We start from the raw sequence: 25,286 nt of genomic DNA, 5'->3' as shown, positions 1-25,286 counted from the left end.
ACAATTTCAGAGTAGAACGAAAATAATGATAGGGAGGCATAACGTTGAGTATTAGTCTAGTTAAAGGACAGAAGGTAGACCTAACCAAAAATAATCCATACTTATCCGTGCTAAAAGTAGGCCTTGGATGGGACCCTATGAAGGGTAGAAGCATGGATATTGATGCGTCAGCGCTGCTTCTTAATGAGAACGGCAAGCTGACCCAGACGAAAAATCTAGTATATTTCGGAAACAAAAATAGCCCTTGTGGGGCCGTCGTACATAGTGGTGACAACTTAACAGGACATGGCGACGGTGATGATGAAGTCATTACCGTCTCCCTCCAGCAACTACCACCGGAAGTGCATAGAGTCGTATTTATTGTGAATATATTCCGTTTTTTCAGCTTTGGTAGACGTAAAGATTTCAGTATGGTGAACAATGCTTATATTCGAGTATTGGATGCGTCCCAATATGAAGAGATTCTCCGATACAACTTGACAGAGGACTATAAAGGGATGTGTAGTATCCGTGTAGGTGAAGTATACCGCTATGGAGGGGAGTGGAAATTCGGTGCTATTGGAGAAGGAAGCACCATTACCTCTCTGAATGATCTTGTCAAAACGTATGAATAAGTATTTTTGGTGTTAAGGAAAAACCCACGTCTAACGTGGGTTTTTACGCTAACTCTTCTATAGTCACCTGATACAGTAGAGAACCTTCACGGAGCAGCAGGCGATCTTTTCTGAAATCCTGTTCATGCGGTTGAAGGAACTTTTGATTGTCATTTAAAAAGCGAATGTGTTGTCCTTTGCTCAAGCTGCCTGGCTTCACATTCTTTTTCAGGACATATTGTCCATTCTTGCCATACCCGCCGTCGAACAAAAAGTGATACCCATCTGTAGCCACCCCGGAGCAGCCGGAAATCCTCGGATTCACAAACGTAATATTCGTACGGTCGCTACCGGAAATATACCCTAATGAAAAGTCTGAATAGTAATAAAACCAGATTTCCTGTTCGCTGATCACGTTCAAAGCATAGCAATCATGAATGTCTGCCGCTTGGTTTTCATATATTTTGTGTCCTTCTTTATTCCAAGCGACAAGGCCGGAGGATCCCACAGGCTCATTCCAACCATAATTTCCAAATATACCTTCATCAAAATAACTGGTCCAGATCGTACCTTCCCCTGTAACCTGAACACTCTGGATACCGTCTCCAAGCAGCAGTTCATTCACAGTACGACCTTCATAATCAATAATTTTACCATTTAAATCATATTGGCCCGATCCATAATAATGACATCGCGCTCCGACGAGCAGTAGATGATGATGTAGAGGCTGTACATAATGATAGTTAAACTGCTGTCCCTCCACATACACTTCTTCAATATGATCGTCTATAATGAGTATCTTGTAAGTACGTCTCTCTTTAAGAGAGGCAGGCGGGAACATCCCCCGCACTCGTTCTGGGACTTTATCAATTAGCAAAATATACACGCGCCCATCAGGGCCAAATTGGGTCGAAACGATCTCAAACCCTTTAGTATAGTTGGAAATATCGACAAATGAATGAAGCTGTTTATTTAGATGCGACAATGTAGTTCCTCCTCTGAAAGATCAGTAAAGTGAAGTATGATTTGTACTGGACTTCATTTTGTCATAACAACATGCTACTGAGGAGGGCGGAAGTATGGCGATATGGATAGTGATCCCAAGAGATGAGGCATCGGCAAAAATATTGGGAACAAAAAAAGCCGGGTTCTGCTCATAATAAAAGCAACCCAGCTTGATCTTTATAGATGTCCCTCTTAAAGTGTCTGGCCCTTGTCGGCCTTCTGCCATAAAGCCTCAGTCAGCTCATCGATCATCTCCTTCATCGCCAGCTTCTCACGCCAGTGATTCGGGATACCGCTTAGCCCGTAATAAGCTCCTGCAATTTGCCCATACACCGCCCCGGTCGTATCGGCGTCATCCCCCAGATTTACGGCCAGCAGTGCCCCCTCTTCAAACGAAGTCGAATGGTGAAATGCCCACAGCGCAGCCTCAAGGGAACGAATGACATAGCCGGTTCCCTGTATTTCGGGCGGCTCCTTATCCTTGTAAGATCCCTGAATGATTTCTTCAATGGCTGCCGAATAAGCTGGCTGTTCCTGCCGCCGCCACTTATAGCAGATGTCGGCTGATAACATGGATTCTTTGTCCGCTCCCCGCAGACCTGCCACAAGGATTGAAGCAAGCACAGCACAGGCCTCCACACTTTCGACTGCTCCATGGGTGGTTCGCGAGCTCAGTTCGGCGTACATCACGGCCTCTTCCGGACGGTTCGCATAGGCCATGGCAACAGGTGCAAGCCTCATGATCGAGCCATTCCCGGCAGTCATGGGGTCAACGGACCCACTGTACGGCTCTCCAGTGGCCTCGAAGCGATGCAATGCTGCTCTCGTCGCACCGCCGATATCAAAGCACGTTCCCGTGCTGCTCATATATCCCAGGTGATACCAATTGGTGTAGCGACGCATTTGGTCCGCTGGATCAAAGCTATCTTTTTGCACCATACTCTCGGCTAAACAAAGTGCCATAGACGTATCGTCGGTCCACTGCCCCGGCTTTAACCCAAAGACACCGCCGCCCACGATATCCGTTACAGGTTCAAATGTACCTGGACTGCTGAATTCCACAGTGGTTCCCAAAGCATCACCCACGGCCAGTCCAGCGAGACTTCCATAAAAACGATCCTTGATCAGTGCCATTTTGATGTACACTCCTTTAATAATTGTTATAGCTAATGCATATATTTCCATATCACTGGAAGGAAGAAAATCCGGTAACGCCATTTATTCGTAGCTTAAGGCTGTACAACCGCTATCCGGTTTTAATTCAATGAAAATTCCTGCCTCTTGATGGTAAATGAGTGGAAATCGCTCCGTATCTACATCTTCACGCACACCTCTTGAAAGCCGCCATACCTGAAGCGGGACTCCTTTCCCCCATAAGAATAATCGGTCGCCAGAAACGACCATATCCGCTTGGGGATATGGATAAATCCCGTCTTCTTCAGGCTTACAATTTAGTGGAGGGATCGCAGGAAGCACTCGTCGATACCCAGGCTGAGTCATGTCGAATAGGACAACCGCCGGTTCCACTCCTTCCTCTCCCCAATCTTCCTCCTCCAGTAAATCGGCATCCATCTGTCCCCAAACCGCCAATGTATCAGGTCCTGTCCAGCACACTGGCCCATCCCAATCTATGGTTTGCCAAAGATGGCGAACTGACGGACCATTCTCCGATTCCCATGAGTTCAGCAGCCAATTAGATAAGGACCAAGTTCGGACTACTCCTAATGGAGCCCATACCCATCCCGTATCCGCAATCCACTTTCCCTCTGGAGAAGTCAGAAGCCTCCCATGAAAATAATCTAGATAATGCTCATCTTTATTTTCGCTGTTATAAACTGGGGTAGGTCTTGCTGTCAAAAGCCTCCCCGTTTCTACATCCGTCAGATCCAATCGGTTCCATTCCGTTCCATGAACAAGAATACACGCACCGTCTTGATATACAAAATCCAGGGGAAACATACTTTTATCGTAGTGGTATTCGTCCCGTGATAATTGCATTTTTTCTTGAGCATGGACTAAATCATACACTGCCGCATGTCGGCCAAATCGATTGGAGATCGCCACGTACTTGCCTTCAGGACTGGTAACCATTTGGACAGGTTGCAGGGGATTAAAATCAGGAATACAAATATGTGTACACAATTCTGCACTGCCAGAGCGAGGCTCTAACCTCCACAGTTCTGCCTGTGTGTTCAATGCCAGCAAGGTTATGCTTCCGTGAGAGCCACCTTTTACAGGATGAATGGCCGTAAGACGTCCGATAGTCTGTGGTAAATCGGGTAAAGAAACGTGAGAGAATGGCATCATTTAACCCCTTTTAATCTGGATAAATAATAATTTATACCCGTATTTGTGAAGCTGGATTTATCAATAAAAAATCTGAGTTCAAGCAATGCAGACAATACTTTTATAAAAACTCCCGGTTTTTTCTTGCAAAAACATTTAAGATATGTAATTTCGCTAGGATTACTTTTGAGAACAAAATAGGAATAATTCATCATGATCAAATTGGAGATGAACTGCTCTGTTGGAGATTGATGCTCATTGATACAGTCGATCAGCACCTCTAATACCCTATTTTTATTAGAGTTATAGGCATGTATAAACCTCGTTGCTTCTGCAAACGGCTTGTTGAAATCGTCATACGGAAAATCATATACATCATGACTGCCCAGGATGAAGCTGACCAACTGACCCTGCAAAATTTTTATTTTTCCTAGCGCTGCCCGGGTATCCATATCCATCTCATTTTTGTTAATATGCTCATGCAACATGTCAATTAGAATATGCATATCATACTGTTGTGCGTCTTCCATCCTGTACATCATCTTATTATTTTCAATCGTTAGACGATCATAAATGTCATCCCCTAAACCCAATTCAAATAAGAGATGATGAAGGAAAAATAGTCTGTCCTGAGTAAGCGAGAATTCATTGCCTCTCTCTGCTAGATGTGAAACTTGATATTGATAATAAAAACAACATAAGTTTTTTCGGCTATAAACAGCATCTTTATGTATATCAAAAACGTTAAAAATGAGTGCAAGCAATCGAATCAGACGTTCAGCATCCGCTAAGCTTAGAATGGGATGATTCATTTTTGTAAATAGCGACCTATCAAACAGATCATGCCATCGCACTAAAGAAATATGACTCTGCTCATTTATATTCAGAGTTAGTATTCTTAAATTTTGCTCTTGATCAGGATAGGAATAAAATAGATCTTCATGATTCAAATCAGAAATGCGCTCATTAAAGTAGGCTCTTAATTTGTAATCGTATATTATAGAAAAAGACATTTCTCTCCTCCATGCACCTTATTTTCGAACTCCTATATTGTAAAATTATTCTGGATCGACTGACAAGGTAGCATAATTACAGAAACATATGTTCTTCATTTCTATATTATGATATCTTAATGCTAAAAGTAAAACGTGATGTCACAGGTCATAGTCTACGATTAGAAAGGAATACACACCTATGAAACAGTTAAGCGAAGCGATTACCCGGTTTGTACACCAGCAAAACTTATATAATGTAGCCTACGGGCTGTTCCAAGACCACTATATCCAGCCCCGTTCAGAGAGTATAACAGATTGCTGGGACAAGCGGATTCCTCTATCCCCTGAGCTGGAGTACCTATATAGCCATTATGAAATGATCGATGCTAAGGCAGCGGGAACACACAAATTAAAAAATGCAGCCGTTGAAATCGGGGATGCTGCTGTTCTCTTTTTTGTCGCACCAGAACATTTATATCGCCAACAGCTGGGCTATCGCTTCATTACATCTGGAGAGCTTGTTCATGAGTCATCTTCGTGGCCCTCCCACCATGTTGTAATTGCCACGTTTAATGATGATCCAGTCATTGTCGATACTAGCGCACCTGCTTCCCCTGTATATGCTGCAATTGAAGGTGGCGCAGCGCAGCAAGTTGCTGACTCTTTAGCTAACTTCTTTACGGCTCTTTCCATCCTGATTGAAGGTGCCTGTACCTTTAAGGGAGAATTGATAGATGAAGATACATACGAAACCAAAGCAGAATATATCGAGCACGTAAAACCATTGCTACATCATTTGTTGGGCGAAAACCAAACCACGTATTTGCTGAATTACCTATCCTTTTGTTAGAAATCCTATTTGTTAAAGAGAGGTGGGGCTTTTTATGATCTATATCGCATTACTGCGGGGCATCAATGTGGGCGGCAATAACAAAATCGAGATGAAGAAGCTCAAGCAAACGTTTGAACATGCAGGGATGGGGCATGTGACAACTTACATTAATTCTGGAAACATTATTTTTTCCAGTCAGGAGCGGCCCAACCAGGAGCTATCACTCATACTGGAACAGGCGATTCTGGAGGATTTTAGCTTACCCATCCGCGTCATCGTCCGTAATATGAAGGAGATTCAGAGCATTATGGAGGCACTGCCGAATGAATGGGCTAATGATACACAGATGAAAAGTGATGTAATGTTTCTGTGGGATGAAATTAACGATATTTCCGTTCTGGACAAGCTTCCTTTAAAACCGGGAATTGGACATGTCATCTATACGACCAGAGCCATTCTGTTTTCTGTCAGCAAAGAACAAGTCACAAAAAGCGGGTTAACGAAATTAGTCGGCACCAAGCTGTATCAGCAAATGACGGTACGGAATGTGAACACAGCACGGCAGATTTATAAGCTGATGCAAATGGCTGAACAGGAAGAACTACGGGATACGAGCTCTTGACTGTAGTCGTGTTTAAATAGGGAGGGATAGGCAAGATAAAAAACTCGACAAAACTCATTAAAAAAATGGTCTACATAAATCAACAATTTCTAATACTATAGGCATAGAGATTTTGCTAAACTAGAAGGCTTCTCAGACGAAGAGGAACACCTATCATCAGCATGAACTAAACACTGAATAATGGGAGAAAAAACACTGTGACAAACCTACAAAATCAAAAACAAGTATATATAATCCACGGATACACAGCTTCGCCAACAGATCATTGGTTTCCTTGGTTACAAGATAAATTACAGGAAGACGGGGTTTCGGTAAATATACTAGATATGCCCAACTCGCAAGGCCCCAAACTTAATGAGTGGATTGAGCATCTATTGCAAAATATTAAAGCTTTACATAAAGACACCTATTTTATTGGTCATAGCTTGGGTTGTGTATCCATATTAAGGTACCTGCAGCAAGTCAATATCCCGGAACCACTAGGTGGTGCCGTTTTCGTTTCCGGTTTTACTGATCCATTGCCAAGCCTGCCGTCATTAGATGAATTTACAAATGACCATTTGGATCATCAGCAGATCATGGATTCGCTAAAAGCGCGTGTAGTTATAGCTTCAAAGGACGACGCGATTGTCCCCTTTGCACTTAGTAAGAAACTAGCGGAAGATATCCAGGCTGATTTTCACGAATTAGATCATGGAGGACACTTTTTACAAAGTGACGGCTTTACCACCTTACCGATCGTCTCTCAAGTTTTAATGGAAATGATAAATGAAAATAAGTAGCGTTAAAAACCCGCAAAATAGACCTGGCAAAAAGGGTCCAGCTTGCGGGTTTTACATTTTCTACTGGATGAATTAGGGGGAATAAAGCGTATGTTTAGTCAAGATATCAATACAATGCCCATTTTTCCGTACACAGCTCTATAAATGAATGGGCAACCTGTTCACATTCGTCATACCCCAAGCTACCAGAATGAGCAAAAAGAATGGGATATTCGTTGTTACTTTTTTCCTCTCTCATATCAAACATATAGTGGTTTCCGCTACCATCCATCGCAAACGACACGGCACCCGGCATATACTCTGGCAGCTCGTAGGCGAGGTTCATTTCTCTCAAATCTTCAGTATTGAAAAACTGGAAATAACGTTCTCCATTCTGAAATTCACCGCCATTAGAATATTTCAGCAATTCTATGTAACTATCAGGAAATTGTCCTTGGGGCAGATGCCAGCCCACAGGATCTAGCGGTTTATATTGATCATAAAATGGAGACGATTTCGGGAAAGGGTTCACTTGTCTTTGTTGGATTTCGTGAATCTCCTGCTCCGATAGCTTGATGTTCCATGTGCTCAAAAAATTCGCGATTTGTTCACCAGTTGCTTCCGGACATTTTATAAATTGATGTTCAAAGTGAATACTCCACATAATAACCACCCTCCTACCTTGACGTCTCTAAAAGTTGTTTTTGCTACCTTTTTCAACCTTTTCCATCTTTTCCAAGCCACTCAGCCACACTTTCATGAGGTTGAAGGTTCTCACGTTTATAGTAAAAAACGGTCTTGAGCTCGTAATCCAAGCTTTCCGCAGCAATGAAAAATCGGGTACCAAACGTTTGATCCTCCATACAAATCACAGGCCCCTCAAGAAATCCGTAAGAGACAGTTTTTAACATTTCCAATTCCTTGTCATTAGCCAGTCTAAAGCATTCAATTGAAAATACACCGCCCGGACAGGAAAGAAACGAGACCTCGTAAAATGTAATCTCTATGTTGTGATAATAGCTAAAGTCAAAGCTCCCTGCTAGTACCAGCTTAGGGCGACTTGTATAATCATAAATGTAGTAATGGTCAATGTTATTTTGAGAAAGTATTTCATTCAGCTGCATCAGTTTGGATTGAATGGAATGATTCATGATCTACGCCTCCTCATCATTAGCGGGGCTAGCCCCTATCTATTACCGCCTGCCATGCTTCTGTTACAGCTATAGGCGATTTTTGGCTGGTCTCTCCGCCACCTTCCTGAGTCCATAGCGGCGGATAATAAGCAAATACCTCTCCTGGCTGAAGTTGCTCCATATCCGACTGCCAACCATTCCAGCGGAATGTCTGGTAGAACAAGCCCAAATCTCCCTCAGCCAACCAGCTCAAGAAACCGGAATAGGCCAGCTCAGTGGATTCCCACTCCAATGCATCCGGTGCAAAATAGTAGATATGGCCGCTACGTCCAAACTTCCCTGTATCCAATCCAAAGAAGCCACCTGCTGCATCATAGGCCACAATCAGCATTCCCCCAAGTGCAGGAACGCTCGCTGGCTCTTGCAGCCCGTTCCACGAAGCCAAACTACCGTAAATTTCAGGCCCACCTGCACCCAGTAAGGTGATCCATCCGTGGTCAAATATGATCCCTCCTGTTTCATAGGCAACCGTTCCCAAGTACGATTTTGTGCTCACTTGCAAACGGTAGAGCGAATCTCCCCTAGCAGATTCCGATTCTGCCGGTACAATGCGAAATGGATTATTCCCTTCTTGCAGAATGTTTCTGACCTCTTCCCATGCATGGTTGTCCTGATCCACCAGCTCATCAACCGTTAACGTATGCATATCCATTCTCCTTCCTGTATTCCGATATCTATCTTTCAACCTTTGAACTGATTTTCGAAAACCTGCGTTTGCTCTAAAATCACCCACTGATTCAGCTCGTCGTAGCCCTGGACAATCGCCGTGATCTCATGCCTCGGATACATCCACTCAGATGGGGTCTTTTCCGCATATGAATGGGTGTCTGCCAATCCGACTGTATTGTGCTGGAAAATATGAATAAGTGTTCCATGTGGGAAAAATGCTTCAATATAACCCTTTACCTTAGTCCCAACGGGCAGTACGGTTTTGACTTGATGCCATTCCTTGTTAAAAGTGTGAAGATTGTTGGACCAGACTTCTTCAAACTCTTTTTTTGTAATTTTCGTATAATAGGGCTCTGTATCATCAATTGCTTTCTCGGCTAACAAGAAATGATATTGCTCGTGCTTGCGATTAGAAGCAATAAAAGTACCGTCATCCTGGATCACAATTTGCCGATAGGCTACGCCGTCTGAGTCTATTTCAAAATACCAGGTTCCCATGCCTGGTTCCGGACAATCTTTAAGATATTTCATTGGCCCCTCCTAAAAGGATGTATAACCGTGTCATTTCATCTTTCTTTTTCCGCTATAGACTCTTATCAAGTATGCGAGATATTCCGAACGCGTCAGGCCTCCCGTTTGGCGGTTGAACTCATCGTACGAAATGTCTTCCGGGAATCCGAATTCGGCCAGTGCTTTTCGACGCTCTTCCCGATACAACGGGTTATCCAGCGTGTGGTGCCACTCCCGCTCTTCCCAAGGACCAAAACAGTCTGCAATGACACCTGAATACACACCGTTATTTAACAATTCCCGCGAAGACTTGAACACTGTCTCCCCTTCCGGTTTGGAAATTGTGCCCGTTCCCCAGGACAGTCTATATATTCTTTCTTTACTGCTATCTATGCTACTGCCGTAACCCATCGGAAACACAATATCCTCTTCCGCCAACGCTTTATGCCCTATCCGCTCGTAGGACCCTCGCATAAAGGAATCATCCATGACAATCCAGGTTGCATCCGATAACGGGGCGGCCGTGATGGATTCCAAAGTTATTGAACGGTCACGACTTGTACACAAATACGGACGTACGAACAAAGGCATTGTCATGACACTATTCCATATGCTCTCCTTTGCAAACAACTGATCCTTTTGCATTTGGCGCAAATCTCCGACGACCAGTACATAGCCATCTGTAAAAAGGTCTATTTCCACGCGGAAGATGTCTCCCGGAATGGTTTTATAACGCAGGTTTTTCATATGCTTCAATCGTTCCACCTTACGATCATAGTCGTTAGGTACAAGCGACGGGTAACGTTGAAGCCAATCGATGATCTCTTCTTTACTATGTAAATGCTCACATCCAGTGATGGGCAATCTCACGCCAGTTTTGCTATTCACAGCAGTAACATAACTAATATTACGATCTCTTCGAATGCCTGCTGAAAAGGACACACCTTCTGCTGTGATGCTCGAAACACTTGTATAATTCAGTTTTTTCTCTTTGCCACGAGCCGTTTTAGGCAGAACAAATGCCCGATCACGAGTAAAAATCTCTACATCAGCTTCTCCATAAGCATCCTCTTTGGAAGAAATTCGCTTGCGAATAACATCTCCATCCATACAAATAAAATATCCTTCTTTAATTTCTACTACGTCCCAATGTTCTTCCAGCGTCTCCAGCCCAAAATAGGGTCGTAACGCGTTCGTTAACCAACTATTCATCTGCTCCTCCTGTTCCGAGTACAATTCAGTAGACTTCATTTCTGTTCTTCCAGAAATTATAACATAACACGGCATGTAGCTCGTTTATTCATACATTGTTCCAGCTTGGACCAACTCCTCCTGAATCCAGCTACTGCTGGTAGACAGTTGGAGCAAGTCGGCCGTGATCTGTTTAACCTGTTCTTGCAGCACGTGTGGCTGATCTGTTCCTTCCAGAAAGCGACTCATAAAATGAAGAAAAACGTCTACCTTCCTAAGCAGCATTAACACAGGCAAAGCGTCAACCTCGGATTGGCTTAAACGAACCTGACGGCTGAAGCCCCGGCAAAAATCACGAACAGCTGTCGTTTCCTCCGGTTGTCCCAAAAATCCTGATAAAATGACCGCCGGATCCATGACCCGAACGTCCAGCGTACAAAATTCAAAATCAAGCAGTGCAGCCACCTGACTAGGGTCAGAATCCTTTACCAACAAATTGGAAGCGTTCAAATCTCCATGTACAAGCTGATGCGGTAACTCTTCCAATGCATGAAGTGAATCTATAATCTCTTCATATACTTTTCCTATCAAACGCAGCTCCTCATGTAAATCTTTTAGAGGCTCCGGCGGGTTTAAACAAAAGCCTTGGATTACTTCCCGGTTACATAATGGATAGGATTGCTGCAAAGCATAATACGGCCGATAGACTGGAGTCATATCAAGATTGAGTGTTTCAAGTGCAGCAGATAATTCGCCAGCAGCCTCGCCAAAAGAATGGGCAAAGCTAGGATCCTGCTCCAATGGGGATGTGCCTTCTATGTATTCGAACAGACACACATATTTGCCACTATCCTTCTCAACCTGTGCAAGTGTCTCTCCCGTAATCGTTCGGATTGGCATTGGAACCCTGAATGATAGAGAATGCCTGCTCAGTTCCTGCAAAACCGCATGCTCAAATTCGATTTTGTTCCGATCCCTGTGTGTATCGTAGATGCGCAGTACCCCACTTCGCCCACCGCTCTTAACAAAATACGTCGTATTATTCCAACCTCCGGTTCGTCTCTGTAGTGTCCCGTCCCACTCCGGCCAGTGCCGTCTTAATACCGCTTCCAAAATGTATCCTCCCTATTAAACATCCGCTTATGAATTTGCCGATATTATAACAAATATAGACGCCCATTAGAATTGGACGTCCTTGTGTATCCTTCATTTCCTCATTTGTTTGTTTCGGATATTCTGCGGGGTGGCACCATACGCTGTTTTAAATTTTTTATAGAAAAAACTCATGCTGTTATATCCGACCTGCTTAAAGATCATTTCGAATGGCAGGTTGGTATTGACTACCAAAGAATAGGCCGCATTAAGTTTAATGTTGGCAATAAGCTGCGTGTAAGTAAGACCGGTTACTTTTTTCAACTTATTACTTAAATACGTACTATTGTAATTAAAATGAGTAGATAATTGCTGGAGGCTTAAATGCTGATAATGCTCTTCCATGTAATTCAGAATAGAAGTAATATTACTTTCCTGCTGGTTTAAGTGAATATTATGCTCGCTTTCCAATACACGGACCAATTCCCCAAATACAATGGACAAATAAGCCTTGACCAGCTCCATTGAATCCTCTTGCCTGGAAAAATATTCGATCAAGATTCTACGCAATATATATTGAAGGTTTTCATTATGCTGTGACTCAAAAATAATAAAGTGATTATGATGCTGATGCTGGAGGACTGAATTGGCAAGAAACTCGCCGATCAAACTTTTTTTCTTAGATAGCCGCTGTAGAAATAGGGATGAAATCGTTTCTCTTTGCAGGAGGATATTAATCAGTATATCGTTTTCTCCCAAAGGTGCGATGCTGTGCGGTACATCCTTATCGAGGACACACACTTGGCCTTCACAAAGCTCAATTTCTTTACCCGCTATGATTTGGTTGCACTTACCTGAGTAAACATAGTTTAACTCAATAAATTCATGCATGTGCTCCAGCATCGGAGCAAACCTGTTGTGCTTGCTAATATAAATATCATGTTCTCCGAAGAAAAATAAAGCAGGCATTCGATACATATTCTGATTTATATCAAAAAATCGCTCATTTTCCGATTCTTTGGAGAGATCATTAATCACTTGATTGTTTTGCTGTTGTAAAAGTTCAATTTCAGTTTTACTTCTCAGCAACTGATCCAACTCATGAAGGTTCATAAACACAGACTCCTCCTTCAGACTCCCATTAACTGTGAACTGCCGTCTGTGTTTTGCTTCCCTTTCCTCTAATAGCGATTCCCAGACAGAGGAGCGCAGCAATCATAAATACAATCGCAGAGACGAGAAAGGAAAATGAGGCAGTTTCATTCCCAGACAACACCCCAACTAACTTGATAACATAAGGCGAAGCAAACGCTCCCAAATTGGAGCCTACCATTGCAATCGAAATAGATATCGTCTCACTGCCTTTAGGTACGATTTTAGTTAGTATCGTAAAAATATAAGGAATAAACAGCGCAAAGCTAAAGCCAATGATCAGCATGGCAACCGTAACCATGGTCACATTCTGAGCAAACCACAGCAGGACAAAACCTGTCGCTGTTAATAAACTGGAGATAAAAGGTGCGTAATTTCTGAACCATTTATATATTCTACCGAACAAGAAGCCTGCAATCATAGTTGACAAGGAGAACAGCGTCAAAGCGGTCCCTAAAAACCCTGCGTTAGGCATACTCTTTTCAGCAATCATAATACCTGTTTTGGTATACACAATCATGATAAAGGTCATAAACAGGAAAAGTGCAGCCCCTAATCCAAGTACAGGTAGGGACATTCCCCCACTCTTTTGGCCCGTTCCTGTCGTGCTCACTGTAGGCTCCTCACGCTCTGGTTCAGGAATGATAAAAAAGAACAACAGTGCGATAGGAATAGTGATCGCATAGCACAAAAAAGCAAACGGCCAGTCGATTAGGGCAAGCTGTCCTGCCACAAAGGTAGCCAAGCTGCTTCCGAGCCCTTGTACAGCGCTTTGAAAACCTACCAATTGAGCACGTTCGTCCCCTTCAAAAAAATCACTAATTAAACTGACAGCCAGCGAATTGAACATCCCCAGACCTGCACCTAGCACCAAACGCAACACGAGAATCCATGTAATGTTCGTAGTGAGCATAGGAAGTATTCCGCCGATGACCACGAGCAAAAGTCCTAGCAGGATTGTATTTTTTTTACCCAAGCGGGAAGAGATCGGGCCACTCAACAGCACAAACAGCATCATCGAGAAAGATGGGATTGTAACTATGCTTTCAATCAGTGAACTGGAGACTCCCGGTAATTGGTTCAGCATCATCGGGATGATAGCTGAAATAGCACTCGCTGATGTCAGGACTAAGGAAATGGACAACAATGCTGTTTTAAACCATATTTTGTTTTTAATATTCATCAAGCTTCTCACCTCTAGTCTATGTTATTTAGCCTCTGGTTGTATTTGTACTGGAACGTATACTGTCCAGATCCGACGGTAAACGTCAATTCATGATCTCCACTCAGTTCGAAAATCGCCTGTTCTCCGGGAGAACCTGATTTCCCGGCCAGCTCTTGTGGCACATTACCAGGCGGATACTGAATCGACGGGTATTGCTTAGTAATGGTCTGTTGTAATGCATCTGGCTCTAGAACGCCCGGAAGCGTAATCTCAGCTGTCGTATTATGTGGTACGTGAACCGTCATCCGCATTTCTTCATTCACGATTTCCCAATGGACAGCAACCTCACCATAAGGTGTCTCCAGCTTGCCATGGGCCGAAGTAAGATTAACAGGCGGTTTGGGTGCTAACCGTGACTTTTTGTAGCCCGCTTCAAGCACATCGATACCGGCAATATTTTGGTACATAAAGTCTCCAACTGAACCGTACGAATAGTGATTGAACGAGTTCATATCGGTGCTCCAGAACGAGCCGTCCACTTTGATACTGTCCCAATGCTCCCACATGGTCGTTGCTCCCCGTTCAACCTGATAGAGCCAAGAAGGATAATCTTTCTGAAATAAAATTTTATAAGCTATATCTGTATAGCCATTGTCGGATAAAACCAGGCATAGATAGGGTGTGCCTACAAAGCCAGTATCCAGATGCATATCATTTTTTTCTATCAGCCGTACGAGCTCCTGAACCACTTGCTTTTTATATTTTTCTGGTACCAATCCGAAGTGCAAAGCCACAACCTGTGCAGTCTGGGTATTAGAAGTCAGTTTGCCAGCGTCATCAAAATAACGGTTCGCAAAAGCGCTTCTAATCCCCTCATGCAAGCTTTGATAAGTGTTGTAATCGGTATAGCGATTCAGCAGTTTGGCGGTCTGCGCCAAGATATGAGTCGAATACGCAAAGTATGCAGTCGCTACCAACGTTCCATCGGTCGCTCCAAAATAGCTTCCTTCCTCGCTATCCAGCGCCAGCCAGTCTCCCAGCTGCAAACCAGTATCCCACAAATGTTCCTCGGTCCCCTGGGCACGAATATAATCGACCCATGCTTTCATACTGTCATACTGCTGAGCTAGAATTTGCTTATCCCCATAACATTGATAGATCGTCCACGGACATATAACTGCTGCATCTCCCCATGCGGCTGTCGTTTGGTCCATATTGTCTGCAAAGGTTCCTTTGAGGACATCCGGCACGACAAAAGGCACAGCCCCATTCTCCAGCTGGTTGTAAGCCAAATCTTTCAGCCACTTTCGAAAGAAGGAAGCACTATTCATATTGAAGCTGGCCGTTCTGGCAAAAATCTGTGCATCGCCGGTCCAGCCTAATCGCTCATCACGCTGCGGGCAATCGGTCGGCACATCCAGGAAGTTCCCTTTTTGTCCCCATACAATATTGTGCTGGAGTTGGTTCAGCTTTGGATCGGATGTCTCGAACAAGCCAATTGTCGCCATGTCTGAATGCAAAACAACGCCTGTAAAATCTTCAATGGCTACGCCAGCCGGAAAGCCCTCAAGCTTCACATACTGGAAGCCTTGAAAAGTGAAATGCGGCCTAAATATCTCCGTCCCCTTGCCGCTGCAAATGTACGTAATCTGCTGCGCTGCATCACGAATATTATCTCGGTAAAAGTTCCCTTGCTGATCCAGTACTTCACCATGAACCAGATTCAGAACCGTACCTTCGGGGGCTTCCACTTTAAATTCCAGCCAGCCTACCATATTTTGACCCAAGTTAAGTACTAGTTCGCCTTTAGGAGTCCAAATCAGTTCAACAGGCTTTAATCGGTTCATTACACGGACAGGCTCGTTCTCCTGAGCAACCAGATGACTTAACGGAAACGGGGCGACCTGCATCATTTTCCGTTCGTTCAAGAAGCGATGTTCGGCTGCCTGCTGCTCCAGTCGAGCATCATAGATTTCGCCGTTATAAATATCTGACATCAAAATGGCACAGCTCGTTTCCTCCCAGGAAGAATCAGAGCAAATGAGTTCTGAACGGCCATCTTCATAGCTAATCTTCATTTGAAATAGCAAAGCATTTGTGTTCCCGTAGGTATCCTTGCGCTTTTGCCAGCCTAGATAGCCGCTGTACCAGCCTTCTCCCACCGTGGCTGTGATGCGGTTATGTTGTTCTCGAACGGTAGAAGTCACATCATAGGCTTGCACCTGAACACGATCGTTATAATCTGTCCATCCCGGGGTAAAGTAGGCATCGCCTACTCTTTGTCCATTGAGCTCCAGCTCATACAGACCAAGGCTTGTGGCATAAATGACTGCTTTTTTCACTTTTCCCTCAACTGAAAAACACTTGGAAGCAGCAAAAGGGGCTCTTGTCTGAAACTTTTCATGGATGCTTCGCTCCTGCACTGTAATCCATTGTGCCTTCCAGTCCTGCTCATGGAGCAGCCCCATTTCCCAAAAGCCAATCTCACTCCATTCCGATTCCTCGGGTTCGGTGTCACCCGCTCCCTGAGCCCATACTTTTACCCGGTAATAATATCTTTGTCCTGATTCGAGTGGAGGACCTTCATAGGGAAACAAAATGGATTGTTCCGAATAGGAAAAATGATTCCAGAGCAGCGGTTCAAAAGCGGGATTTATGGCTACCTGCAATTGGAAGCGTTTTTGGAAAACGTATATGTTGTCAGATTCAATTTGCCAACTTAATCGAGGCTTTAGACAACCCAGTCCAATCGGATTGTTTACATGTTCACATCTAAGCGCTTTCACTTTTAGCATCTTATGTCCTCCCTGAGATCTTCTTTTGTGTTTCTATACTCAAATTAAAACGCTTCCATTAGTTGTGCGCAATGTTGTATCCCTGCATGTTGTATGCTTGATTTACAGGTGTTGAATGTCCATCCCTCATATCGAATCTTAAAATGGGTCTATTAGAAAAATATGTACGTGTGACAGCGCAGTACTCAAAAGGAAAACTCTTGTTTTTTGTACATATGGATTGTAGTATTAAGCCGATCAGTGAAAGGAGAATTACAGTAATGGAAACGAACTACAAAAAGCTGCTGGATCAGATGATGGCACCCTATGATAAAATGCTGCAGAGTCTAATAAGTGATCACGCCGATTTTTCGAAGGTTGACTATTTGGAGCAACACAGTGAGGAATATGGAAAAAGTGATGCCAATTATACCCATCGCTTGAAGGTGCTTTTGGCTATGTATAATCGTGAGGATCGAGATTCCCCGCATTACGAACCGATTGTGAGAAGGCTGCTCGTTAATGAGATTATAGATAGGGAAACGAACAGTTTTCAGGGGATTGGCGATGCTCTATACTATGCCGTTTTTTTACTGCAAAAGTATGAGCGTGAACAGGACCAAATTTTGTTCCAGCAGGCCAAGAAAGCCAATTTCGATACATACGCCGGGTTTGATCCTGAGTTGATTTTGGAAACATATTTATTCAGCAAAGATACAGCTGATCTTGAAGATTGCATCAATATCGCGAGTGAACTCGGGGAAGATGTATACCTATCATTATTTATTGATTTGTGGATCAGAGAGCAGACGGATTGGGACAAAGAAAATTTGCGGACACTCGTTTATCATGAGAGATGGCGCAACCATCCAGAAGGTGAAATTGAAGCCCTCAAAAAGCTGGCTGAAATGGAGAAAATAGAAGAAAATTCTAGTAACTACTGTTCTACTGCATCCAGCTTGGCAGAAAAGCTCATTGAAACAGGACGATGGGATGAAGCTTGGGAAACGATGGCAACCATCATTCCGCTTATTACTAAGGAAAAAGAATGGTTCCTGTACGGACTTGGCCGCAATATAATTACAGCCTGTATCCACATCATCATGCATTTTGGAGCAAAAAGCCGACAGGCTACTTCGTTATGGCAAACGATAAAAGGGGTTCTTCAACCTGCCGCTAACAATATGGGGACCATTCAATATCAGCTTGCTGTATCTGTCAGCAAATTTATGGGTGATACCAAATTGGAGCAAAAGTTACTCCGGATTCGGAAGCAACGTCAATAATCCAGTTGCCATAAGGAGCCTGTCGCATGCAATGTAAAGAACGAGGCATTTGACCCAGCAGCTCGCTTTCCAGTTGCCCCTCGAAGCGAGGGGCAGCGAAAATACGGATTGCAGTGCATTGCCTTCCTCTACAGATTTCCGGTCACGATAATACCATCTGCTTGCTTCAAATGCGCTCTGACCCATGCTGTAAAGGAATCGATAAATATGCGTAATTCTGGCTCCTTGGCAGGCCAAGCATCCAATTCTGTTAATATTTCATGCCATACCGACGCCTGAATCGGATTATCCCAGCAGGCATCAAAAGCCTCATACCTTTCCCCCGTGTCAGGATCGACAAGTGGATATATGGACTTTAACACAGACAGCACGATATCAAAGTCATCTGCGTAGATGAAGATCATCTCCTCCAGCTTTGGCTCATCTGTATCCCCATAGCGCAGCGGTTCAAAAGTATATCCAATATTGGCTCTTGGACCACTATAGCGATAGATTAGTGTCTGAATCTCTGTTTTTCCTTTCTTAGTCACTCTCTCTTACTCCTCTCTTCGGCTACAACTCGAACCAATCCGCAGCGCATTTCTCTTCTTCCAGTGCCCTACACATTCCTTCCCTCAACCTTATCGCATCTCCGCCGCCAATATGAAATAGACAATAGATATAAGGTTCATCATCTTCTAACCCTTCAATATTTCTTGCCTCTTCCACTGAAATCTGAAGCGCTTCAGGCCAATCAGAATTATTCTGAAGCAGAACAAAACCATCCTCATCCCTTTGCATCCGATATCCCTCAATCCTAGGCAATGCTTCAGCTAAGCGTTCCATTAGCGCTTTAATATCCTTAACATCTGCGACCTTAATCCCATACTCCCAACCCATCTGCATTCCTCCAATTTTATGAACTCCTCCTTAATTAGAACCACCCCTAAATTGGGTTTCACCTTCTCATTCACCTCAGGAAATTCACTTGGATTCAGTCATAGTCCGCATATAAGAGGTATTCCTTACAATGCCTGCACTGAAATAAATAACCCCGGAACGATCCGTCACGTTCCATGCTTTCCCGTATTCGACTCTTAGCCTCTTCTTCATTATACAAAGCCAGAATAGGCATAAACATCAGGTTGACATCATTTTCTATCCCTCTACTGACAAGCTCCTACCAGCCCACAAAATCTATAAAAACACAGTAGTCATCACAGTGATCCAGCCACGCGGCGGTCTGCCATGCCTCATAACCGGGAGTCCGATGCAGTAGCTCATCCAGCTTTGGTTCCTCCAATTGTGCACAGCAAGCAGGGTCATGAAATGTTCCCTGTAGCATGCTCGCAGCGCTACCATTCGCAATACACCAAGGACAGATCGCCTCATAAGATAATGCTGTATAAAAGGGACCCGCGTACCAGATATCGGTCTGCCGTCCACAACAGAAACACGTTTTCAAAAAGCCTGATTTAAGGATCTGAGTGCGTACAGGGTCTTGATGATAAGTAAACACAGGGAGATCGGAAGTTTTCTTGCGCTTGGCTACTTTGATTAAAGGCTTAATCACCGGCAGTCGAATCGGGCTATTAATCATCTCTTGAATACTCCACTGTTTCTTCAAATCTGCTTTATTTTTCCGGTTCATGACGGACATAAAAACCTCTAGCGCCTCTTCGTATTGATGCAGGTGAAGATACAACTCTGTCAAAATTCTGGCAGCCTGCTCGCTTTCTAAGCCCTCAAGCTCTTCCTTCAATTGGTACATGGTTGTACAGCCTCGGTACTGGGTGCGTACAAACTATATCTTTTGTTTAGTGCCACCCATTTTTGCTGGATTTCCATAAGCCCCCCACTTCCTTCTGATTTTCCTGAAATTTCTTATAACTTATTATAATAGATATAGGCTTCCGGTGAGTATACCCCGGAAGCCTATGGATTCATCTAACCAATCTTTTATTTATTTTGCCTTATGAGGAACAGGCTCACTATTCCCGTTTCTTTTTCTCACTACCCACATAATAACAGCCATAACAGCTACCAAGACTGCTATAAGCGTAAAGGGAATATATTTGTCCACTCGATACAAGGTGGTCGTCAAAATAGGAGCAATGATCGCGGAAATTCCCTGTACCGCAGCTACCAGCCCCGCTGCTCCCCCTTGCTGCTCTTGACTGACTGAAAGCGAAGCACCTGCCATAAAACCGGGCATCAGTAAGCCTGTGCCTATGCCAAACATAAAGAACGCTGCATAGTAAACGACCAAGCTGGCTGAAATCAGAAATAATGCCATTCCAGCAATCAGGAATAGAGAACCAAGTAAAATCATCGGCTTAGGCTGCCATTTAAGCCATTTCATCTGGATGATCTGCACAATCAGCATCGCTGCCCCGGAGAACATAAGTCCAAAGGACACGACTCTTGCTGTTTCTTCGGATGTAAGACCTAACTGATCTTGAAAATAAAAACCACCTATAACCTGAATAGTCACAATACTTATCATCGTAACCAAGCCTGCAAACAAATACATTCTTAGACCTGGCTGGAGGGGGTTAATTCGAGCGGGTTTTTGCTGAATAACGGGCTGGGCCGCCGGAATCGCCAGCAGAGACACCACGAATGCAACAGCGGCAATGACAATTCCAAAATATAAGGGCCATAACAGCCCTATTAAAGTAAAGGCACCTGCAATCGCGGGACCAAATACCAGCCCAAGCCCATTCGCCGCACTAATAATAGCCATACCACTTCCACGCTCTTCTCCTTCCGTTACATCTCCCATATAAGCTTGGGACGATGACAACACCGCCGGGATAAAGCCGCCAATTAAGCCGCGTGTAACAATCAGCAGGACTAACAGCAGCCCCCCACTGAGCCAACCATTTAATCCTGCAAAAAGAGTAAGTGTAAACAACAGGCAGCTTACACACATCCCTATGAAACCAAGCAGAATCACCGGCTTGCGTCCCTTTGCATCACTTAGATTTCCCCATACTGGAGCCATTAAGGCCATCGTTATAGAACCAAGCGATATAATTAATCCGGAATGGCTTTCTCTTAAGCCTAATTCACGAATAAGGGGCGGCATAATTGGAGCAATGAGCATGAGCCCTAGCATAGCCACAAATACACTGAAAAAGATGCTCCCTTTTATTCTATTCATCCTCGCACACTCCTCTGTTAAAGATTCTCTCTATGCAGAAGTATACGGAGCATACCAAAACGCTACTGCCTATAGACGGATAAATTTGCGGTTAAACGGATTTAATTTTGCGTATAAAACAGCAGCCAGTCTTCAGACAGTAAAAAATGGCCTGCATTCTATGGCCCAATGGGCGTCGTTAATTATAGAGTCGCTCTTTCGTTGTGAAATGAACTACATCGGTCTCTTCATCGCTGACTGGATGGAAGGGCTTCATTTCCTGGCATGTTATTACGATATATGATGTACAGTCTTTTGCCTTTAGTAATTAGCGTAGCTGTGGGTTGAGTCTGTATATCGATGTCTAAGGGGGAAATCTCAGTGAAAACAAAAATAGGATCAATCATGAAGGTAAGATCGTTAAGAACGAAGTTAACCATAATGTGCTTGATTATTTTAATTGTACCCACATTCGTGATTGGAATCAGTTCTTATGTTGTTTCCAAGAATGAAATGAATGAATCAGGCAAAGTAGCACTTAAGAATAGTGTGCAAATGGTAATTGGTATGATTAGTTTCCTCAATGGGCAAGTCGAAGCCGGTAATTTAACATTGGAAGAAGCACAGGAAAAACTGCGCATCGAGCTGCTCGGTGTAAAAGATGCTAATAACAAAAGACCGGTAAAGATTAAATATACTGTAGGTAAAACAGGTTATCCGTGGGCAGTCAACCAAGATGCCGTTTCAGTGATGAACCCTTCAAATGAAGGCCAGGATTTAATAAATGCCGTATCGGAAGACGGTGTGCATGTGGGAAAAGAGTTTGTAGAAGCCGGTACAAACGGCGGTGGATTCGTCACTTATAAATGGGCTTTACCTGGTACAGATCAAGTGGAGACGAAAATTTCGTACGTTGAAAGGGATCCTTATTGGGGATGGATCATCGGTTCTGGAGCATATTTTAACGAATTTAACAGCGGGGCGACCAAGGTCCTTTATATTGTCCTGATTATTACGACTATTGCAGTTATTCTGGGAGCAATTATCGTAAGCTTTGTTTCGGGACGTTTTACGAAGCCTATTATCATGATTGCAAAGCGGCTTAACTCAGTTGCGGACGGTGATTTAACGGTCGAAGAAGTCAAAATGAATTCAAAAGATGAGGTTGGCGAGCTGGCACAGGATTTCAATCATATGATTAAAAATATTAGATATTTGATCGGTGAAGTAAACCTGTCCACAAAGCAGGTAGCAGCTTCCTCGAAAGAATTAACCCTTGGTGCAGAGCATACTGGGCAGGCAACCGAGCATATCACCATCGCGATTCAAGAATCGGCGGCCGGTGCGAAGGAGCAGCAACTGATGCTCCAGAAGACAACCAGCTCGCTTGAAGAAATTTCAATAGGCATGCAGCGGATCACGGATAGCTCCTTGACTATTGCTGAATCGTCTGCAGACGCGATGGAAATGGCGAGCCTTGGCGGTACTGCTGTACAACATACGGTGAAGCAAATGGACTTGATTAACCATTCCGTCAATGAAACCGATGCGGTTATGAGGATGCTGGATGAACGTACTCAACAGATCGACACGATGCTGCATGCCATTACGGATATCGCACAGCAGACCAATCTGCTTGCCTTAAATGCTTCGATTGAGGCTGCCCGTGCAGGCGAAGAAGGCCGCGGTTTCTCCGTAGTTGCTTCAGAGGTAAGAAAACTGGCCGAACAATCGAACCAGTCTTCTGGGCAGATTTCTGAGTTGATTCAGAATATGCGCAAAGATATGGAGCATTCGCTTCGGACCATGGAACGCGTAAAACAGGATGTCGACTCCGGCATTAAAATTGCTAATGAGACGGAGCAGCAGTTTAACAAAATTGTGACGTCCACCAATCATATCGCACAGCAAACGGAAGAGCTCGCGAGCATCACGGAGCAAATAACCGCAAGTGTCCAGGAAATTTCAGCAAGCGGAGAAAACGTATCGAGTCTGGCGCTTCAAGCGGCGGACAACTCGCAGAATATTGCAGCGTCTGCAGAGGAGCAGCTAGCTTCGATGCAGCAGATCACCAGCCTGGCAACGACCTTGTCGGATATGTCACAGAAATTACAGGATCTGACGGTCAAATTTAAATACTAACGGAATAATTCTTTCCAAAATATCACGCTAAACTGTCATTCATATTATGAGGTCAACCAGTTTTTTCTGGTTGACCCTTTTCGCATTTGCTCTGAGAAATTACGGAAAAGCTCGCAAATCGTGATCCCCTTCTAGCGATGTGAATTGAGCACGCGGTTTTTGTCGATTTGGTTCAGAATTGGTTCAGAGGCATTTAGTATAGTAAATCAGTAATGTAAGAAAGAAAATTATATTAGTAGGTTAGTCATCATGGAGGATTTAGTCAGTTCATCGTGACACCGGAATTTTATGGAGGAAATTTATGAGTAAAATCAAGTCTTTTTGTTTATCTTATCTTGCTGTTATCGTCTTATTTGGAACCTGGACATGGAGTTTTTCCGAGAGTACTGTGTATGCAACCTCCTCACCAGCACCTAGTGTAACGGATGCGGTGTATGCTACTGAAACCACGGTAACGAGTTGGACAAATCCTTCTAAACAAGGTCAATCCGTAACGTTTAGCATCAAAACCATCTCAACCCCACAAATTACGAAAGATTTAACCGGCTCGGTTATCCTTATGGACGGTACGGATATATTAGATACGCTGACGATGAGACCAAATGGCATTGCGAATGGATATGCCACTGCGACCTACACCACAAGCGATTTAAGTGTGGGAAGTCACCCAATTACTGCTATATATAGTGGGGATGCTCGATTTGCCCCCAGTACATCTGAGCCATACATTCAGGTCGTAAATGCATCTGCGCCTACACCTTCACTGAGACCTACAGTAACTACAATATTGAGTTCGCTGAATCCGTCTAATCAAGGTCAGGAAGTAAGGTTTAGCTTGAGGACAACCTCAAACCCACAAACTTCGGGTGATTTAACCGGAACGGTCATCCTTATGGACGGCACGAATATATTAGATACGCTGACGATGGAGCCAGTGGGCATTTCGAATGGCTATGCCAATGCGTACTACACTACAAGCAACTTAAGTGTGGGAAGTCACGCAATTACTGCTATATACAGTGGGGATGCTCGATTTGCTCCGAGTACATCTGAAGCGTATATACAGGTTGTAAATGGAAATGCAGGCACGGGTGATATTAGCAATAACGACAGCAGCAGTAGCAATAAAAAAGATAAGAAGGATAACGCGGATAGCAGTGATTCATCTTCTTCAAGTGAAACAACCGCATCTTCATCACCATCGGCTTCTTCAACGGTTTTACCGACTGCGGAAATCATGCCAGTAGAGCAATCCGAGGTTGCGCATGAAAAATATATAACGGGTTATCAGGATGGTACATTCCGACCGGACCAGTCAATTACACGAGCTGAAACCGCCGCGATGATGGCTAGGATTATGAAGTTGGAGACAAAAGAAGGCTCAACGACATACAAAGATGTACCTAGCACGTATTGGGCAAAGGATTCGATTATAGCACTTACGACACAGCACCTTATGAATGGATATGCAGATGGAACATTTCGACCAGAGCAACCCATTACCCGTGCAGAAATGGCAGCAATACTCGCATCCTGGAAGCAGCTTAAAGGAACGCAAACCACAGCGTCTCCTTATACCGATATCGAAAAGCATTGGGCAAGGGATTCCATTGTAGCGTTAGCTAATGCAGGATGGATTACCGGCTATAACGATAACAGCTTCCAACCCAATAAATATATAACACGAGTAGAAACGGTTACCATTTTGAACACGATCTTAAAACGAGGACCCCTGGAAGGAACCATTCAGGCTACATGGAAGGATGTACCAACAGATTACTGGGCATTCAAAAATATTGAAGAAGCGTCTCGTACCCATACGTCAACCATCAATACAGATGGCATTGAAACTTTCGTGAAATAAGCACCAAATAAAAAGGCTGGAATCCTATCT

23 protein-coding genes and 1 pseudogene are annotated in these 25,286 nt (G+C 43.8%); 7 read left to right on the top strand and 17 right to left on the bottom strand.

Going from position 1 to position 25,286, the window contains the following annotated elements; genetic code table 11:
- Nucleotides 1-44: 44 nt before the first annotated feature.
- Nucleotides 45-614 carry a TerD family protein gene (locus ACEN8J_RS04995; protein WP_495594293.1) on the top strand — a complete coding sequence of 190 codons (570 nt, stop codon included), beginning with the start codon at nucleotides 45-47 and terminating at the stop codon, nucleotides 612-614.
- Nucleotides 615-657: 43 nt separating this feature from the next.
- Here ACEN8J_RS04995 and ACEN8J_RS04990 read toward each other — a convergent pair whose 3' ends face one another.
- From ACEN8J_RS04990 to ACEN8J_RS04975, 4 genes are all read right to left on the bottom strand, one after another.
- Nucleotides 658-1,578, bottom strand: a complete 921-nt coding sequence (locus tag ACEN8J_RS04990; protein ID WP_495594292.1) for a YxiH-YxzG fusion protein — start codon at nucleotides 1,576-1,578, stop codon at nucleotides 658-660.
- A 212-nt stretch (nucleotides 1,579-1,790) separates the two neighbouring features.
- Nucleotides 1,791-2,732, bottom strand: coding sequence for an ADP-ribosylglycohydrolase family protein (locus ACEN8J_RS04985; RefSeq protein ID WP_029515476.1), 942 nt, complete (start codon nucleotides 2,730-2,732; stop codon nucleotides 1,791-1,793).
- 84 nt (nucleotides 2,733-2,816) lie between these two features.
- The gene (locus ACEN8J_RS04980; RefSeq protein ID WP_495594291.1) at nucleotides 2,817-3,902 is read right to left on the bottom strand and encodes a hypothetical protein; all 1,086 of its coding nucleotides are present in this window, start codon (nucleotides 3,900-3,902) and stop codon (nucleotides 2,817-2,819) included.
- Nucleotides 3,902-4,897 (bottom strand): hypothetical protein, encoded by a 996-nt coding sequence (locus ACEN8J_RS04975; RefSeq protein ID WP_341039724.1) that lies wholly within the window; start codon nucleotides 4,895-4,897, stop codon nucleotides 3,902-3,904. Before ACEN8J_RS04975 ends, ACEN8J_RS04980 begins: the two co-directional genes overlap by 1 nt.
- Before the next feature lie 181 nt (nucleotides 4,898-5,078).
- Here ACEN8J_RS04975 and ACEN8J_RS04970 point away from each other — a divergent pair, with 181 nt between their 5' ends.
- The 3 genes from ACEN8J_RS04970 (at nucleotide 5,079) to ACEN8J_RS04960 (ending at nucleotide 7,115) form a co-directional block, all read left to right on the top strand.
- Entirely contained in the window at nucleotides 5,079-5,729 is a 651-nt protein-coding gene (locus tag ACEN8J_RS04970; RefSeq protein ID WP_495594290.1) for a hypothetical protein, read from the top strand.
- A 34-nt stretch (nucleotides 5,730-5,763) separates the two neighbouring features.
- On the top strand, nucleotides 5,764-6,333 hold the full coding sequence (locus ACEN8J_RS04965; RefSeq protein ID WP_495594289.1) for a DUF1697 domain-containing protein: 570 nt from the start codon (nucleotides 5,764-5,766) through the stop codon (nucleotides 6,331-6,333).
- Between the two features lie 197 nt (nucleotides 6,334-6,530).
- Nucleotides 6,531-7,115: an RBBP9/YdeN family alpha/beta hydrolase gene (locus tag ACEN8J_RS04960; protein ID WP_495594288.1), complete on the top strand. Its 585-nt coding sequence runs from the start codon at nucleotides 6,531-6,533 to the stop codon at nucleotides 7,113-7,115.
- A gap of 106 nt (nucleotides 7,116-7,221) precedes the next feature.
- On the opposite strand, the gene ACEN8J_RS04955 is transcribed toward ACEN8J_RS04960, so the two are convergent.
- The 9 genes from ACEN8J_RS04955 to ACEN8J_RS04915 all read right to left on the bottom strand — a co-directional run bounded on the left by ACEN8J_RS04955 (nucleotide 7,222) and on the right by ACEN8J_RS04915 (nucleotide 16,861).
- Nucleotides 7,222-7,758: an SMI1/KNR4 family protein gene (locus ACEN8J_RS04955; RefSeq protein ID WP_069010521.1), complete on the bottom strand. Its 537-nt coding sequence runs from the start codon at nucleotides 7,756-7,758 to the stop codon at nucleotides 7,222-7,224.
- Between the two features lie 52 nt (nucleotides 7,759-7,810).
- Nucleotides 7,811-8,245, bottom strand: coding sequence for a hypothetical protein (locus tag ACEN8J_RS04950; protein ID WP_069010520.1), 435 nt, complete (start codon nucleotides 8,243-8,245; stop codon nucleotides 7,811-7,813).
- 28 nt (nucleotides 8,246-8,273) lie between these two features.
- The gene (locus ACEN8J_RS04945; protein WP_449292689.1) at nucleotides 8,274-8,933 is read right to left on the bottom strand and encodes a DUF2625 domain-containing protein; all 660 of its coding nucleotides are present in this window, start codon (nucleotides 8,931-8,933) and stop codon (nucleotides 8,274-8,276) included.
- 35 nt (nucleotides 8,934-8,968) lie between these two features.
- Nucleotides 8,969-9,487, bottom strand: coding sequence for a hypothetical protein (locus ACEN8J_RS04940; RefSeq protein WP_069010518.1), 519 nt, complete (start codon nucleotides 9,485-9,487; stop codon nucleotides 8,969-8,971).
- A gap of 30 nt (nucleotides 9,488-9,517) precedes the next feature.
- Nucleotides 9,518-10,678 (bottom strand): immunity 26/phosphotriesterase HocA family protein, encoded by a 1,161-nt coding sequence (locus ACEN8J_RS04935; protein WP_495594539.1) that lies wholly within the window; start codon nucleotides 10,676-10,678, stop codon nucleotides 9,518-9,520.
- An 84-nt stretch (nucleotides 10,679-10,762) separates the two neighbouring features.
- Complete coding sequence (locus tag ACEN8J_RS04930; protein WP_081317525.1) at nucleotides 10,763-11,770, bottom strand: phosphotransferase; 1,008 nt, start codon at nucleotides 11,768-11,770, stop codon at nucleotides 10,763-10,765.
- Between the two features lie 93 nt (nucleotides 11,771-11,863).
- On the bottom strand, nucleotides 11,864-12,862 hold the full coding sequence (locus ACEN8J_RS04925; protein WP_029515487.1) for an AraC family transcriptional regulator: 999 nt from the start codon (nucleotides 12,860-12,862) through the stop codon (nucleotides 11,864-11,866).
- A gap of 28 nt (nucleotides 12,863-12,890) precedes the next feature.
- Nucleotides 12,891-14,084 carry an MFS transporter gene (locus ACEN8J_RS04920; protein ID WP_165149771.1) on the bottom strand — a complete coding sequence of 398 codons (1,194 nt, stop codon included), beginning with the start codon at nucleotides 14,082-14,084 and terminating at the stop codon, nucleotides 12,891-12,893.
- Between the two features lie 14 nt (nucleotides 14,085-14,098).
- Nucleotides 14,099-16,861: a family 78 glycoside hydrolase catalytic domain gene (locus tag ACEN8J_RS04915; protein ID WP_449292685.1), complete on the bottom strand. Its 2,763-nt coding sequence runs from the start codon at nucleotides 16,859-16,861 to the stop codon at nucleotides 14,099-14,101.
- 260 nt (nucleotides 16,862-17,121) lie between these two features.
- Here ACEN8J_RS04915 and ACEN8J_RS04910 point away from each other — a divergent pair, with 260 nt between their 5' ends.
- Nucleotides 17,122-18,126: a hypothetical protein gene (locus ACEN8J_RS04910; RefSeq protein ID WP_029515490.1), complete on the top strand. Its 1,005-nt coding sequence runs from the start codon at nucleotides 17,122-17,124 to the stop codon at nucleotides 18,124-18,126.
- Between the two features lie 128 nt (nucleotides 18,127-18,254).
- Here the strand turns inward: ACEN8J_RS04910 and ACEN8J_RS04905 are convergent, their stop codons facing one another.
- From ACEN8J_RS04905 to ACEN8J_RS04890, 4 genes and pseudogenes are all read right to left on the bottom strand, one after another.
- Nucleotides 18,255-18,656, bottom strand: a complete 402-nt coding sequence (locus ACEN8J_RS04905; protein WP_069010514.1) for a hypothetical protein — start codon at nucleotides 18,654-18,656, stop codon at nucleotides 18,255-18,257.
- A gap of 22 nt (nucleotides 18,657-18,678) precedes the next feature.
- Entirely contained in the window at nucleotides 18,679-19,005 is a 327-nt protein-coding gene (locus tag ACEN8J_RS04900; protein WP_165149765.1) for a hypothetical protein, read from the bottom strand.
- 94 nt (nucleotides 19,006-19,099) lie between these two features.
- A pseudogene (locus tag ACEN8J_RS04895) lies at nucleotides 19,100-19,705 on the bottom strand (CbrC family protein).
- 363 nt (nucleotides 19,706-20,068) lie between these two features.
- Entirely contained in the window at nucleotides 20,069-21,271 is a 1,203-nt protein-coding gene (locus ACEN8J_RS04890) for an MFS transporter (RefSeq protein WP_029515494.1), read from the bottom strand.
- Between the two features lie 360 nt (nucleotides 21,272-21,631).
- Between ACEN8J_RS04890 and ACEN8J_RS04885 the strand changes: the two genes are divergently transcribed.
- Both ACEN8J_RS04885 and ACEN8J_RS04880 read left to right on the top strand, forming a co-directional pair.
- Complete coding sequence (locus ACEN8J_RS04885; RefSeq protein WP_029515495.1) at nucleotides 21,632-23,392, top strand: methyl-accepting chemotaxis protein; 1,761 nt, start codon at nucleotides 21,632-21,634, stop codon at nucleotides 23,390-23,392.
- 301 nt (nucleotides 23,393-23,693) lie between these two features.
- The gene (locus ACEN8J_RS04880; RefSeq protein WP_029515496.1) at nucleotides 23,694-25,256 is read left to right on the top strand and encodes an S-layer homology domain-containing protein; all 1,563 of its coding nucleotides are present in this window, start codon (nucleotides 23,694-23,696) and stop codon (nucleotides 25,254-25,256) included.
- Nucleotides 25,257-25,286 lie beyond the last annotated feature (30 nt).

It is taken from the genome of Paenibacillus sp. Paensp38, assembly GCF_059491915.1.
The sequence above is the reverse complement of the archived record's forward strand: the minus strand, read 5'-3'. Positions and strand labels throughout refer to the sequence as shown.